Below are 14,992 nucleotides of genomic sequence, written 5' to 3'. Positions count from 1 at the left end.
CACTTATCTAAATATGTCTCTCATTGCTGTGACGGAAAGAATATGACTGAAGATTCGATAGATGAAGTACCGAAATGGATCGTAAGTGTGGACCGCCGACTTATATTAGTTGAATATCTGAAGACTAATAAGATTGCAAAGGCTTCTGATATTGCCCAGAAGACAAACAGGTCTGTACAGAATATCAGCAGGGCGCTTAAGGAGTTTGAAAGCAGAGGCCTGCTTGAATGTCTTACTCCTGAAAAAAGCACATGGAAGAGGTATGTACTAACTGATTCCGGCAGGCAGGTTCTCAAAAAAATGGATGGTAAGTATTTTTGATTACTTACCCATCCCTGAAATCTCAGTTATCTTTTGAAAGTTTAGTGTATCCATCAACCAGATGCAGGTTTGCTTTAATAACCGACTTTTTGAAATCAAGCTGTTCCGAATCTATGTCCTTAAGCTGAATTACCTCTTCCTGCTCCGTTACAGTCGCACCATCGGGTATCACTTTTCCTTCTGGGATATTCACCTTGCGTACGGTTGAGTTGTGCAGTATCAGGTTGTTATCACCTATAGTACAATCAAATACCACTGCTCCGAAACCCACAAATGATTTTTCCCCTATGACACAGGGCCCGTGTATGATACAGGCATGTGCAAGGGATGTATTCTTTCCTATTGTGACCCTGGAATTTGAAAGACCATGGATTATTACGTTATCCTGTACATTGCAATTGTCTTCTATCACAATCGATGAACCCGGTTCATCAGCCCGGATTACCGCGTTGTGTGCAACGTAAACATTGTCACCTATTGTCACATCCCCGATAATTATCGCGGTCTCGGATATCCATGCACTGTCACTTATTTTTGGTTCTTGTTCATCTGGATTTTGAAGTATCATACAGATCACCGGTTATTCAGAGACTTATTCAGAAAAGTATGTTGCATTGATCCACAATAGCAGATCTTGATTTTTATTCCTGATGAATATGAAAGAATATGACAATTTATTTAAGCTTATTGATGTCGTTCCTGACTACATGTATAGAAAACCCCATAGAAACCAATCGAAGAACCATAAGCATGGTTTAAGTAGAAGGAATATAGATTATTGATAAAGGGGGCATCCGTAGTTTACAATAAATACATGAAATACGACCGGCCAGATCTTGCTGATGGTCATCCCAATGCAGGTATCAGCAAAGAGGGTTATGATTCCGGGGGTCATATCATCGACAGCTCCCGTCCCGGGGACAGGGATACCGGAAATCACCATGGGTCAGCTTATGATATCTCCGATATTAAAGAAAAGATGCTTGAAAGCGGATATGAAATAGCAACCTTTGCAGCAGGCAGTTTCTGGAGAGCAGAGGCAATATTCAGGAAAGTGCAGGGTGTAATTGCCACTGCTGTAGGATTTATGGGAGGATCGGTGAAGTTTCCCACGTATGAGCAGGTAAGTGAAGGAAATACCGGACATGTTGAAGCCGTTCAGGTGGTGTTTGATCCTCAAAAGGTAAGATATGAAAAACTCCTGGAACTTTTCTGGGTACTACACAATCCCACAGTCTCCGGTGAAGAGGGGCCGGAGGTACAGAGTCAGTACAGGTCCGTTATTTTCTACCATAATGAAAGACAGCGGGATCTCGCTGTAAGTTCAAAGAAAAAGCAGGAAAGTTCGGGAAAATTCAAACGGAGCATAGCCACCGAGATAGTTCCTGCAACACGATTCTATAAAGCAAGGGAGTATCATCAGCAGTACTATGAGAAGATGGACGGTGGCAAGAAACTGCGTTGATATTAGCTTAGCTCAGGCCCGGCTTAAGGTTTGTTTGATTATATGTGTTCATTCAAGCAGCAATATCCCCACACATTTGACGTGTTTTGGATCACAGAACCTGATGTCTAATCCAAGCTTTTCAGTTAGTTTAATCAGGTTAATTCCCACAGCCTCCGGTGGAAAACGTCTGACTTCGGGCTTTATACACTTATCCGCACAGGTATCACACTCATTGCATGCACCAGGCCGCAGCAGTTGTGCATAGGTGAAACCCTTTCTGAAAGCCTCATATTCCAGTTCAAGCATTTTATGGAAACTCGGTTTTCTTAGCCTTGACCAGGCTTTGAGAATATCTTCTTCATCAGACATATCGAATTCTTCGATCAGTAAAATAGCAGTGCTGTATTCTTGTAATATGCGTCTGAACTCATTAATAGAAATAGTATGGGGAGGGCAACTGAGTCGTTTGCCATATCCCCTGCATCCGTAGGCGCATTTCAGTCTGCCCCTGTCCTCGACAGGGATATCAGAAGCATCCAGAATGTAAGTTTCAAGGCCGAGCTTTTCGGCCCTGTCAATTATTTCCTGCGAACTACGGATCTTTTTCGCTTCCTGTATGGAAATATCCTGTTTCACTCTGTAAAGACTACCTTTACTTCTTTAACATCCCACAGTGATTCGATCTTTTCAAGGATATCCTCTTTGATGGCCGCAGCAAACTGATGGTTTGAAGGCAGATCAAGGAGGATGCGGACATTACCGTCCTCAACATCGATCTTGGTCACCAGTTCGGTCCGGACAATATCAAGTCCGGCCATGGGGTTCATAACATGCTTGAGGCGGCTTCGGACAACATTTTCCGTTGTCGGTTCCTTGGCACTTACAAGACCGTGCTTTTCCTCATAATCCCTTATGGCGGCCCTTAAGCCTTCGACAGCAAGCACTGAACAGTGGGCTTTTACAGGTGGAAGGCCACCAAGCTCTTCTGTGGCCTGTTTCCATGATATGTTCTTGGCTTCTTCCAGAGTCTTGCCCTTGGCAAGTTCTGTTATTATCGAAGCGGTTGCAATGTTGGAAGCACATCCATAGGATTCGAATTTCACATCCTCGATGACCTTTGTATCTTCATTTACTTTCAGGTACACTGCCACCATGTCACCACAGGCCGGGCTGCCTTCCAGCCCTTTTCCATCTGCATCTTCCATTTTTCCTACGTTTCTCGGATTCTGGAAATGTTCAAGAACCTTTTTGCTGTATGGAAACTTCATTTTATCATCTCGATGTTTATATTATTACAATTTTATTTCTTTTCATATAACGGGCTGATTGCCCTGAGCTGTTCCACGATTTCACCGACAGCATCGATTATCGCATCGACGTCCTCTTTAGTGTTGTACCTTCCAAAGGTAAAGCGCAGTGATCCATGTGCCCTTTCGTGATCTCCTCCGATACCGAGTATCACATGGCTTGCTTCAAGGGAGCGGCTAAAACATGCAGAACCGGTACTTACAGCAAATCCACGCATATCAAGGTGGAGTGTCATGGATTCCCCTTCCACGTAATGGAATGTTATATTGGCATTGTGCGGTACTCTCTGGCTACGACTGCCGTTCAGTGTAACATCAGGGATCTCTTCCTCGGCTCTCTTTATGATATGATCTCTGAGGGATTTCAGGAACTCATTTTCCTCAGGTGTAACAAGTTCGACCGCTTTGGCAAAACCTACCGCACCCGGGATATTCTCAAGACCCGCACGACGGTTGGATTCCTGGAAACCACCATCCATCCATTTGTTTATGGGTGTGCCCTCTCTGATATATAGTGCTCCGACCCCTCTGGGACCGTGTATGGTGTGAGCTGACATGGTCAGAAGATCAACAGGAACTTTACTGACGTCTATGGGAACCCTTGTGTAACTATGGGTGGCATCCGAATGCAGAAGTACTCCTTTTTCCTTGCAGATATTTGCTATGGCCTCAATATCTTGCAAGGTGCCTATCTCCTGGTTAGCATGTTGTATGGATACCAGGGCCGTGTTCTCTGTAATAGCATTTTTGAGCTCTTCAAGATCAAGGATACCCTCGGAATCAACACTGATATAATCTACTTTATACCCGTTTTTCTCGAAAGCCTTGGCGGTGTTGAGTACCGGAAAATCCTCGAGCTTTGAAACAATTATATGCTTATCCTTCTTGTTCAGGAGTGCTGCAGCAACACCTTTGATGGCCATATTACTGGATTCCGTATCACCTGATGTGAAAACTATCTCTTCGGCGGAAGCTCCGATGGAAGAAGCTATTGTCTGCCTGGATTCCTGGAGGGCTTCTTTGGCATCGATTCCCATAGAGTATCCGAATTCGGAAGTTGCTACTGCATATATATCAAAATAATAGGGCTTCATGGCTTCAAGCACTTTCTCGTCAAGACGTGTGCTTGCTGCATTGTCCAGATAAATCATCTTGTCTAACATATTACCTCCTATGTTGAATATTAAAAAATTTATATGAAAAGCGTGATACTGGCATCTTTTGCCTCATTTACGTACGTACCTACCGCACCGTATTCATCGATCCAGTCCTGGCGCAGCTCTTCTTTTTTAACGCCCATGATCTCCATTGTCATCTCACAGGCCAGTATTCTGCCACCAAGTTCCTTGTAGTCCTCCATAAGCCTATCAAGGGAGGCTACATTGGCTTTTTTCATTCTGCTGTTAATCATCCATTTGCCAAGACCGAACATATTCATCTTTGACAGAGGACCTTTATCGAGTCCGTTCTTTTTCAGTCGCTGCAGGCCCCAGAACGTAAAGTACATGGATGCTTCCATTCCCATGGCAAGAGCACCGTTTCCAATGATCAGAGCGCTGTATATCTTGTCAAGATCACCGCTATGTACTATAATTACTGCCTTTTCGGGCATTTGATCACCGTTCATCGTTTAATCCTTATCTTCCACTCATCGCCTTTGTCTTCGATGTCGAGCACTTCAAGACCCATTGACTTACATGCCATGGGGATTTCCTTTTTTGAGGCCGGATGTGTACCCGTTACAATAACCTCATCCCCTGGTGAGGCTTTTCTCAGTGCTTTGCGACATTCTACCAGAGGGACAGGACAAGTCTGTCCCCGAACGTCAACTTCTACTTCTGTCATATGTTCCTCCCGATAAAACCGGTCATTCCGGTTGGTTAACAGCGTTAACAACGGTCTTCTGCTACATTTGTTCCGTTGTTAACGACTTACAAATATTATATAAATTGCAAATACTGCTGTTTAATACTATGATCTTACACTATTTAATAATGTTACCATTCCGGTAATTCATTCAAATTTGATAGCAGGGAGTATTGCTCGTTATAAGTGGAAGGGCCGAACGTATGAATGTCTATCTCATCTTTCCTTAAAGTTGCAAATGCACCTTTGTTGTGATACCCACAATACTTCGGCGTGGAGAAAAGAGACAGCAGATCCTTTCCAAACCACCATTTGTATCCTTGTTTAAGGGCACTGTGGCCTCTGATCATAAGAGAAAGTCCGTTCTTTTGCAAAAATCCCGAAAGGATATCCCTGCCAAAACACCTTGGCCGGATTCCCCTGATAGATTGTGACATTCCGGCTTTCATTGACGGATCATTCCAGAGGTATTCAAAAGAATCCTTCTTACTGATCTCATTTATAGCTACAGTCCCCGGTATTCCTCCATGGACGCAGAAGATGTTTTTATTCACAATCGCAGCTACCGGTAATTGCTCAAAGACGATGTTTACGGCTTCAAGAAGCTCGTCACTGAGATCAAGCTCCTGATAGAATCCGTACCTGAGATTCATCTCCTGTGATTCGTGGTTTCCTCTCAGCAAGACAATGTTCTCAGGCTCTACAATCTTGAGCTCAAACAGAGTTGAGAGAACAGCGATTGAATTACGTCCCCTGTCTACATAATCTCCAAGAAGAACAACGGTCTCGAACCCGGAACTTTCTTTGAATTCAAGCAGGAGATCGAGTGCTTTCAGATTACCGTGAATATCTCCGATGAACATCACATCAGGATCATTCAGATATACTACTGCCTCTTCCCGGTTAAATAACTCATATGCTGTATCCAGGAGTTCTGTGAACCGTCTGAGATCAGGCATCTGCTACCCCTATTCTTTCAGTATTCTCCTTATAATAGCAAGCCCTGTGATATTGACTATACCTATTAAGGCACCCCCTATCAAATGACGTGGGTTCTGAAGGGATATATCAGTTTCGGGAACATCTGCAGCAGGTACGAGATCGATGGTCTCACTTTTTATCAGACTTACATCTTTTTCAAGTGATTGGCCATTATTGTCTGCCGGAATAAAGCTGATAGTATAATCATCACCAATCTCAAGACCTCTGAAAATACAGTCACCGGTATGATCAAGTTCAGCAAGTACCGAATCTTCATTTTTCAGTATAACAGTTCCCTCATCTGGAGTTATAACCCGGATATTGGCATGCTCTTTGAGTCTTATGGCTTCCCCATCGGATAATCTCAGCTCCCCGGGAAGATCAAGTATTTCCAGGATTGTGGGTGCGATGTCTTCCTGGCCGTATTCCTCTTTAATTAAAGAGGGTGCAACATTAACCGCAGATATAACAAAAGGCACTCTTTGAGCTTCATCGGTGCGTGCGTATTTATCTGACTGGTGTCCTCCTCTGGCATCGGTGCCTGCAAAGGCCATGCCATGGTCTGCGGTGAAGATGAATGCTATATTGTTCTCCGTGCATTTTTCGTATAGGGACATGCAGGCAGCATCGATTCCTTCTATTGTGGCAATATAGCCGCTGTCTTTTTTATAATGGCCGGCCGTGTCAACAGCACCGACATTGATTGTGAGAATATAGGGCTGATCCGGATACTCACTTTCCATCAGATCCATCACATCGATCCCGGATTCAATTGCCCAGTTATCATAGCTGTCATATCGCTGCTGTGATCCTTCGTCGTATTTCTCCAGTTCTGGCTGCAATGACAGTATATTTTCCTGCATAAGGGCTGCAACGTCGATTGATGCGCTTTTAGCGTCTGCAACAGCTATGTTTGTCTCGATGACCATTTCCGGCTCGTTCACAGAGTTTGATGCATCATGCACTATTACATCCTGTTTATCGCACAGTGACCAGAAATCACCTTTCTGCATGATGCCGAAAGTGAGGTAATCATATTCATGAGCTACATCATAGATGGTCGTACCACTCAGTTGCACCGAGTCTGAAAGGGCTTTTGAATAACCTGTAACAAGAACAGAGTGTCCGGCTTCGGTATAGGTCTGGGGGGCACGCACATCAAGTACTCTGCAGTTTTCATTGAACAAAAGGGACATGTTGGATGCATTGACTTTGCCAATTACGCTTCCGTCAAGCGCATATGGAGTGAATTCCGGGTAGGCATATGATGACCCCAGCCCATCCACAATAAGGATAACTGCTCCGTGTGGAGTGTCCACAGGGTTCACTTCGACGACAGAGTACGCTGTCGCAGGTTGCATTACAAAACCTGACAAAAACAGGAATACAAGCATGTTTGAAAAGAGCCTGTAAATATTCGTTTTTGTAAGATGCATGGATTCACAGATGCAAAATCTACATAATAATCTTTCGATTTGAGATCATTTTCCATAAAATGAATCGGAACCAAAATCAATTTTCGGGATTAATGCCTGTCTAATCCTCACTTTTCAGGCTATCCCGCAGGAAGAATGACATGAACAGGAGTATTGCACTGACAACGAATATTGCTTCAAATCCCAGAATTCCAAGGAATGTTCCTGCAAACAGCGGCATCAGACCCAGACCTGCATATGTATAGGTGTTGAAGATTCCCATTGCAAGTCCTCTCTCGATATTCATATGTGATACTGCCACAGGAAGACCTATTATGCCTGTACCGGAACCAATGCCGATCAGTGTAAAACCAAGTACCGGATGGTGAATGGCTACCAGTGTACCTGCAACAGCAATCAATATACCTGCCCGGATCATATAATTATAGTTCAGGTTCATGCGTCCTACAACAATATTGCTTACCATTGCACTCAGATAAAGCGCAGCTATGGATAGTCCCAATGCGGTTTTACTCAGGAAGTCCTGACTGTAATCCGGATAGAAGGCAATGATAACTCCTGTCAGACCAAGCAGAAGGAAAGTGATTATCCATATGCGAAGGTAGTTCAGGTTTGTGAAATGACTGGCTATCCTGTTCAGATCCGGTTTGCTGATTGTATCATTAACTCTCACTTTTTCGGACCTGCTGCGTCCTGCAAGCAGGGATATCCCTGCAACAGATAGTATGGATGCAATGCCGGTGAATAGTATAATCCCACCTTTGATGTACCATCCTGCCAGATAGCCTGCCAGGGCCACTCCCACTGCAAGGCCAGCATTCAGAAGAAAGTTGAACTCGCCGATGTATCTGGTCCTGGCCTCATACTCTGACAGCAATGCATAGGCTACAGGAAAAAATGCTCCGCATGCACTTCCTTCAACAAGTCTGGCGATTACAAGGATATACAGGTTCTCTGTTAACAAAAGTGTAATTCCGGAGATTAGCGTCAGGAAGATGGCCAGGACTACGAATTTAAGCCGGTCATATCTGTCAGATAAAAAACCGAAGGGCAGCATAGTGATCAGTGCCCCAATAAAGTAACCTGAGAACAAAAGGCTTGATGCAAAGGCTCCATATGTACTATGGTTGCCTGCTACAATTTCCGGCAGTACCGGAATAACTGCATTGGATAGGCCCATTATCAGAAAGACGGTGGAGTAAAGCAAAAACCTGTTTTTGTCCATTTCTTCTCCCCTTTGTTTTAGATTTTAATGGTCCTAAAGTTAATAGTTTTATCGTGGTTTTAAGCAGGTCTATGAATTTTTATCTCTCATTTTTTGAGGGATTCTGACCATACATAATCAAAAATTTATATCTTTATACATAATTAATAATTTTACAAATAACTATATTTTTACTATACTTTCGACCCTATATATAATATTGTTCAGTAATATAGTATTGTTACTTTGTTAATTTAAGTATACAGATATTTTAGTATATATTTAACAATGAAATAAATTAACATTGAAATTAATCCAGTAAACTTTATTGATTTAACTGTTATTTCTGACCTGTATTTCAATTTGAAAGTACCATATTAAGAAGATTAACGTGACTATATGTCTTCAATATCGAGTTTGATATTACATTGTTAATATAAGATTTATAAATTAGAAACATTACTTTATTTAATTTACTATCTGTAATTTTATAGAATAATGCAAAGTATCTATTTGGCGCGACATAGTAAAAAATTAAAGTATTCACTAAAGTATGTATATATGGCTCTTGCTCAAAAAAGTTTGTACAGTATATTATATTAGATTATTTTTATAATAATAATTTATGGGCATATAGCCTATCAGTTCCCAACAAGAAATATTTTTATAAAAATACTATTATTTAGTATATACAGTCATAAAAAATATACTTTTCCTCCATTGTTTTGGATGAGGTTCTGAATATTTTTTTGAATCAGGTTATATGTAGAAATAAATTATACATTCCAAACAAAATTCAGGATCTATTTTTCATTATACATAGGAGTAATTATATGAGGAAACAAAGGTTCAAAAATGATATATGCATTCTGTGAAAGATAATATAATGGTGCCCTTATCAATGACAGCTCTTAAAGAACCCAACCAACAATAAAAATGTGGTTTAATCCACCAGTAGTCAGACGCTAGCTACTGTTTTATCTAAGTATGGAACAAGGGCACCTTGAAAAAATTTACTCTTCTATTATGTTGGCGAAAATTGGATTAAAATCAGATATTCCACTATAATTTAGAGTAATTTAGGTAATAATATATACTACTTAAGTAAATTACTGTAAATAGGCGCCCTAAATTCTAAGGCACTTTTTTAAAACAAGTCTTTAAATCATATTTAAAGACCCGCTCCCCCACTTATAAAAGGGCGCCATGAACACTTTATTTTCAGAACTGTAACTCTAGTTTTTCTGTTACTGATATCGTGAAATTAAACTACTTTTCAAAAAACCGGCTTAGTTTTTAGGTATACATAATATATCTTTTGCTGCATACTGCTATATATCAGTGGCACACAAGTTATATTTGTGAGCAATCATTTTTAAAATAAGCCAACCCATAACCCCACTCTCCATTCCTCACAGGAAGGCATCAATAGATCCTATCGATGCCCTTTTTCTCTAATATCTGCTATTTGTTTAGAGAAGAATAAATATCTCCTTCCTGAAAACTTTTATTTCACCACACACATGAGCGATCGTGCGGATTGAGTGGTAGAATAATCTTGCGTCGCCAGTAACGAATTTGTTCGTAAATAAATAGCTGTAAATAGAAGCCCTGCCTGACCATATCGATGAGCTGAACTACTTTAACAGCATATCAGGTTAGCTACCGGGTACGTTCCCTGGATGCCAACACAGCTTAATATTGGTTTAGTAACGCTTGCGCATTATCTTATATTCTTCAGACTCACTGGCCAAAATGATTATCGCACATGGAATCTATCAGCGGGCTTAGGAGCTGCAGTCAGAGCGCTTGAAGATTATCATTATGTTCTGGTAGATCAAAAGAGGTACTTTAAAACCTGTTCCACTGGTGCGGATATAGGCAAACTCTGTTATTATAATATGATAGTTCAAATACGTATTTATGGTAAGAAACTAAATTACTATTTAGCGCCCTTTCAAACTCTTTTATTTAATCTTTAGAACCCCCCGTTTTAAAGACCCCCCACTCCCCATTGAAAGGGCGCTATTTTCAGTTTTTGTTATGAACTAACTTTAATTTCTGTATAATAACATTTTCTAACTCTTTATCCTAAAAAAACACAGAGAATTTTCACATGAGTAATGCTTTTAAGCTACCTAAAAAATGTATTCGGGCAGCTCTAGCGATCTCCTTAACAGGTGCGAGTATTGCTTTTACTGCCCTGCAAATTCCATCATCGGAGATCCTAACACTTACCGGATCAGTGGTAGCTTACTACTTCGCAACAGGAGAGGAGGATAATGCAGGAAATTGAAACAGCTATTTTATCCATTGGGATAGTTGTAAACACTGCTATTAATGCTTCTGTCTGGTATAAGTTAGGAAGTATTCAGGGTAGAGTAGAAGAATGCGAGAATTACAAAGTGTCTCCAAAATAAGCGAGTGTAACAAATTAACGTTACACTCAAAAGTTTATCAAAGCATACACTCTAGTATATAGAAAATTTGCAGATTTAACAATAATAAATTATTGCATATAGTTTGTAAAAAAACATAAATAATTCAATAAGTATGTAAAATCAATAATTGTTTAGTAAGTATATTTAGAAATTTTGTTACGAAGTAGTATTAATTAAGACTATTTTTATAATATTATTTTTAGTTCATTTAGTCTATAGGTTGTGAGTCAAAAATACAATTATAACATTAGTGCAATAATTATATTGTTATGCCTTGGAAAATCCATGTGAAATTTACCTAAAATCTGTGATCTTTAGATTTTCCTGACAAAACGAGGGATTTTGTAATATTATTGATGCTCAGCATAACTTAAAGTAATAATGACTATTTTTTGTTCAGATCTTGACTGAAACCAGTACAAATAAAATTTTAACTGTTTTTCTTGCATTCATTTTTGAAAAATAGGCTATTTTTCGGCAAAAATCGGCATTTCAAAAATAGCTTATTCCTATAGTATATAGTATGAATTTACAAAGTTAAGTGAAAGGGTATGTTTTTCTGAACTCGATCGTTACAAAGACTATAAGAATTGATATGTTGTCACCTTCAACCCCGTGATTATCTGCAAAAAAATAGTGAGATTCGTATATTCATAGTTTTATCGCATTTCATGCATATAGTCTTTTGAATAAGTAAAAACCTGTTATAATTTTCATCCAAATCATAGGAAGGCAGATCAAAAAATACAATTAACTATGTAAAATAATATTAACTCTTGGGATATATCAACTTATAGGTTTATAGTTTGTTTAGGCTATACTATGCATGCCAAGTTTGTATATATAAAAATAGTATTAATAAAATGTCGCAGATGTATAGAATTTTAGTAAGAGCACACATGTAATAACCAATAGTAATTATATATGACGCATTTATTACACAGCTCTCATTTTCTGAACATAGCTGAAAATGCATCTTTGTTTGGTTGATAACGAACAAATAAAATTATTTTAAATTATATTATAATATTAACTTAATATTTTAGTTATTATAATTACAGTATTATTGATTGTAACTGTTTTTTGTTACACTCCAACCAATTGTTTAACATATACATTAGACTATTATAGTAATTACTTATGGTGCTTTTTTTGTAAGTTCTCTGGCTATGATATATTATATTTTCAGGTAAATATCAAATAATTCATTGAAATCATCAAACTTTTTTCTGGCCCTGTATAGATATTGTCGGACGTGTTTCTTGCCAGCTGCTTTGGCAAACAGAGTATCAATTTCTGCAGGAGTGAAAACTGTTTCAAGTTTCTTTTTAGGAATTGACTGTAAAGTCTTTAGCTCTTCATTTGTGCACTCATAATATTCGTTTTCAGTAGCATGTGAGCTTTCTTTCTCTGGGTTAGCAGAATTGGGACAATTATACCTGATCATGTGTTCACCGGTCCAGTTCCACAACGCATCATATAAAATAGCATACATCTGGCCGCAGTTTGTACATTTTGCGGCAACTGCATTCTGATCATGATATGTGTGATAACTTATGCTAAAGACATCGGCATTACACTTACTGCATGCGCCGATGAAGTTCTTTTCAAGGCCGTCCAGGGGTAGTTCCGTTTTTTTATGGAACAGCGTGTTGTTTTTTGGATCATATGTGTAAGACATAGAATCACCGGGAAAACTGAGGAATTGGTCTTATGTCAATATCCTATAAGTTTTTTAGGATATCATGGTATAAAAATTTAAAAACCTATTTATAGATAGAAGTTCATATAAAAAATGCTATATGCAAATAGCATGAGGTGTGACTGTGGATTCAATTCGATCAAAAATAAAACGGAGACTACAACGGTTTATCGAACTTGATGTAAATGGTCTTCGCAGCTATATTCTATCAAAATTCCTTGATGTAAAAGAAACCACTGTGGATGAGCTACATACGTCCATTACTCAGAAGTATGACATATCACGCAGCGCGGTTGCATCAATGGTAGGATACATTTACTCTAAACTCGGTGTTTTGAGGTCCCACAAGGAATCGTATAAGACTCCGATAGTCTATTCTCTAAAAGAGGAATACGTTGACCTTATTAAAAGTACTCTCGAATCAAAAGAATCGACTCCTGCTACCTGATTTTATTAGATTACTATGTCAATAGTCAAAAACGCACCAAGAACTTCCACGACAATAGTGATACGCTCCGATGCAAATGCCCGCATCACTCACTCAAGGGATCCTTACTACAACCTTATGCGGCGCCTTTTCCAGGAAGAAGAAACTGCTGTAAGAGGGCAGAAATTTCTGATAATGGTAGAGGAGCGTCAGAAAAGTGGCAATCCTATCAAAACGAATGAATGGCAGAAACTGCTTGAGGAGCTTGATATCGGCCGAGCGTCATTCTATTCCATGCGCAATAAATTACTTGGAGCGGGCCTGATATCCAACCGTAACGGTGAGTACAGGCTTTCAGGTCAGTTCAGCAAAGACCTTATAGACATGGCCAGATGGTGGTGGACTGCAGTACTCGATGAGGGACCAGAGAGTCTATAACAATTCCGACCGATATCTTAATATGTGACTATTGCAATGTAGGAGTGCTTTCAGAGAAGCCCGGTAGTGTAGTGGTCAATCATGCAGGACTCTGGATCCCGCAACTTCGGTTCGAATCCGTGCCGGGCTACTAAACTTTTTTAATTAACAATTATTTGTTTTTCCCGATGCATATCCATCCTTCTCTCCAGGAGATTCGAAGCATTACAAGTGTAAGTACCATGTAGCTTAGCATCCAGGCATATCCAAAGCCAACGACCCCATATTCTCCAAGCAGTACATATGAAAGACCCAGCAATAGTGAAAAACGGATGAAATTTACTTTCATCAGCTCTTTTACCTTCATTTGTATATTCAATACAGGAACGAAAAAATTATGCAGTACTACAAAGAAGCTTGACAGCACAAGAATGTGAAGCAAAGATAGAGCCTCTACATAATCTTCTCCAAATATCTGCAATATAGTGCTGCCAAAAATGTACACTATTAATATACTCGGTATAAGCAGAATAAAAACCACAACCCCTGATCTTATCAGGTTCCTCTTGATCCCTTCCCCGTAGCTACCCTCCACAAAAAGAGAGGTGCTTATTGCCATGGGTGCTATCCATATCAGGTTACTTACCGAATATGCAATGTAATACAGAGCCGCTTCCTCTTCTCCGAGAAGGCTCAGTATTATTGTAGGCATCATTAGTGCGGGACTTTCATACAGCAGGTTTGAAACGTAGTTTCCAGAAGAGAAAGTGAATGATTCTTTCAGATATTCTTTGTCAATTTTGGGGATTATATTGGCCCTTTTGAGCAATAGATGTAAACTAAAAACAGTTGAAATCATGTAAGTCACACCTATTGCTCCGAATATCCCAAAGTTTCCCATGAAGACAAATGGAAGGAGTAGCGGGACCCTGATAGCAAGAGCAAGGTTCTGCAGGAAGAAATCCCTTGTATCCCTCAGAGCCTTAAAAGCCTCTCCACTCATAAAAAAGACAGAATTTACTACCACTGTTATAAAAAAGAACAGGGCATATCCTGTTTTCTGGAGAATGGATATACTGTGTAATACGTTATTGACGATCACCAGATATGCTATCGCTACAATAGCAGCTGCTACAGTAGTAATTATAATAGAAGTGCTCAGCACATTCTCTTTAACATTTATATTGATATAACGAATGAGAGAGAAATTGAATCCCAGACTGGAAATAAACACTATTAATCCAAGGGATGTGATCAGCGCAGTTGCAATACCAACCTCCCCTGTAGGATAGAGCCTGGCGGCTATCAACCAGAATAGAAATCCCATCCCGACATTCAGTAACCTTCCAAGCAGAAGAAAGAGGGAGTTCCTATAAAGCGGGTCCTTAAGACTCAAAAATAATCGATCAATACTGATTTTACGTTTCTCCTTCACGAAGCCTG

16 protein-coding genes and 1 tRNA gene are annotated in these 14,992 nt (G+C 39.7%); 6 read left to right on the top strand and 11 right to left on the bottom strand.

Annotated features, from left to right (window positions below; translation table 11 throughout):
• The first annotated feature begins 42 nt into the window (after nt 1-42).
• On the top strand, nt 43-321 hold the full coding sequence (locus HWN40_RS06790) for a winged helix-turn-helix transcriptional regulator (protein ID WP_176965026.1): 279 nt from the start codon (nt 43-45) through the stop codon (nt 319-321).
• A 22-nt stretch (nt 322-343) separates the two neighbouring features.
• Here the strand turns inward: HWN40_RS06790 and HWN40_RS06785 are convergent, their stop codons facing one another.
• Nucleotides 344-889, bottom strand: coding sequence for an LbetaH domain-containing protein (locus HWN40_RS06785; RefSeq protein WP_176965025.1), 546 nt, complete (start codon nt 887-889; stop codon nt 344-346).
• Nucleotides 890-1,135: 246 nt separating this feature from the next.
• On the opposite strand from HWN40_RS06785, the gene msrA reads away from it, so the two are divergent.
• A complete protein-coding gene (gene msrA / locus HWN40_RS06780; protein WP_343044072.1) occupies nt 1,136-1,786 on the top strand; it encodes a peptide-methionine (S)-S-oxide reductase MsrA in 651 nt (216 codons plus the stop codon).
• 48 nt (nt 1,787-1,834) lie between these two features.
• On the opposite strand, the gene HWN40_RS06775 is transcribed toward msrA, so the two are convergent.
• From HWN40_RS06775 to HWN40_RS06740, 8 genes are all read right to left on the bottom strand, one after another.
• Nucleotides 1,835-2,404: a DUF2284 domain-containing protein gene (locus HWN40_RS06775; RefSeq protein ID WP_246275854.1), complete on the bottom strand. Its 570-nt coding sequence runs from the start codon at nt 2,402-2,404 to the stop codon at nt 1,835-1,837.
• Nucleotides 2,401-3,036, bottom strand: coding sequence for an iron-sulfur cluster assembly scaffold protein (locus HWN40_RS06770; RefSeq protein WP_176965024.1), 636 nt, complete (start codon nt 3,034-3,036; stop codon nt 2,401-2,403). Before HWN40_RS06770 ends, HWN40_RS06775 begins: the two co-directional genes overlap by 4 nt.
• 32 nt (nt 3,037-3,068) lie before the next feature.
• The gene (locus HWN40_RS06765; RefSeq protein ID WP_176965023.1) at nt 3,069-4,238 is read right to left on the bottom strand and encodes a cysteine desulfurase family protein; all 1,170 of its coding nucleotides are present in this window, start codon (nt 4,236-4,238) and stop codon (nt 3,069-3,071) included.
• 29 nt (nt 4,239-4,267) lie between these two features.
• Nucleotides 4,268-4,687, bottom strand: a complete 420-nt coding sequence (locus tag HWN40_RS06760) for a DsrE/DsrF/DrsH-like family protein (RefSeq protein ID WP_176966317.1) — start codon at nt 4,685-4,687, stop codon at nt 4,268-4,270.
• Between the two features lie 11 nt (nt 4,688-4,698).
• Nucleotides 4,699-4,920: a sulfurtransferase TusA family protein gene (locus tag HWN40_RS06755; RefSeq protein WP_176965022.1), complete on the bottom strand. Its 222-nt coding sequence runs from the start codon at nt 4,918-4,920 to the stop codon at nt 4,699-4,701.
• 152 nt (nt 4,921-5,072) lie between these two features.
• The gene (locus tag HWN40_RS06750) at nt 5,073-5,900 is read right to left on the bottom strand and encodes a metallophosphoesterase (RefSeq protein ID WP_176965021.1); all 828 of its coding nucleotides are present in this window, start codon (nt 5,898-5,900) and stop codon (nt 5,073-5,075) included.
• Nucleotides 5,901-5,909: 9 nt separating this feature from the next.
• Entirely contained in the window at nt 5,910-7,283 is a 1,374-nt protein-coding gene (locus HWN40_RS06745; protein WP_176965020.1) for a sulfatase-like hydrolase/transferase, read from the bottom strand.
• Nucleotides 7,284-7,458: 175 nt separating this feature from the next.
• Complete coding sequence (locus HWN40_RS06740; protein WP_176965019.1) at nt 7,459-8,583, bottom strand: MFS transporter; 1,125 nt, start codon at nt 8,581-8,583, stop codon at nt 7,459-7,461.
• Nucleotides 8,584-10,844: 2,261 nt separating this feature from the next.
• Here HWN40_RS06740 and HWN40_RS06735 point away from each other — a divergent pair.
• Nucleotides 10,845-10,982, top strand: a complete 138-nt coding sequence (locus tag HWN40_RS06735) for a hypothetical protein (RefSeq protein ID WP_176965018.1) — start codon at nt 10,845-10,847, stop codon at nt 10,980-10,982.
• Between the two features lie 1,198 nt (nt 10,983-12,180).
• On the opposite strand, the gene HWN40_RS06730 is transcribed toward HWN40_RS06735, so the two are convergent.
• On the bottom strand, nt 12,181-12,684 hold the full coding sequence (locus HWN40_RS06730; RefSeq protein ID WP_176965017.1) for a hypothetical protein: 504 nt from the start codon (nt 12,682-12,684) through the stop codon (nt 12,181-12,183).
• A gap of 145 nt (nt 12,685-12,829) precedes the next feature.
• Here HWN40_RS06730 and HWN40_RS06725 point away from each other — a divergent pair, with 145 nt between their 5' ends.
• The 3 genes from HWN40_RS06725 to HWN40_RS06715 all read left to right on the top strand — a co-directional run bounded on the left by HWN40_RS06725 (nt 12,830) and on the right by HWN40_RS06715 (nt 13,700).
• Entirely contained in the window at nt 12,830-13,153 is a 324-nt protein-coding gene (locus tag HWN40_RS06725; protein WP_176965016.1) for a DUF2551 domain-containing protein, read from the top strand.
• A gap of 15 nt (nt 13,154-13,168) precedes the next feature.
• Nucleotides 13,169-13,570 (top strand): hypothetical protein, encoded by a 402-nt coding sequence (locus HWN40_RS06720; protein ID WP_176965015.1) that lies wholly within the window; start codon nt 13,169-13,171, stop codon nt 13,568-13,570.
• Nucleotides 13,571-13,627: 57 nt separating this feature from the next.
• Nucleotides 13,628-13,700, top strand: a tRNA-Gln gene (locus tag HWN40_RS06715).
• Between the two features lie 21 nt (nt 13,701-13,721).
• Here the strand turns inward: HWN40_RS06715 and HWN40_RS06710 are convergent.
• Nucleotides 13,722-14,984: a lipopolysaccharide biosynthesis protein gene (locus HWN40_RS06710; protein ID WP_246275853.1), complete on the bottom strand. Its 1,263-nt coding sequence runs from the start codon at nt 14,982-14,984 to the stop codon at nt 13,722-13,724.
• Nucleotides 14,985-14,992 lie beyond the last annotated feature (8 nt).

Origin of the sequence: Methanolobus zinderi, from assembly GCF_013388255.1 — an archaeon.
Taxonomy (GTDB): Archaea; Halobacteriota; Methanosarcinia; order Methanosarcinales; family Methanosarcinaceae; genus Methanolobus; species Methanolobus zinderi.
The sequence above is the reverse complement of the archived record's forward strand: the minus strand, read 5'-3'. Positions and strand labels throughout refer to the sequence as shown.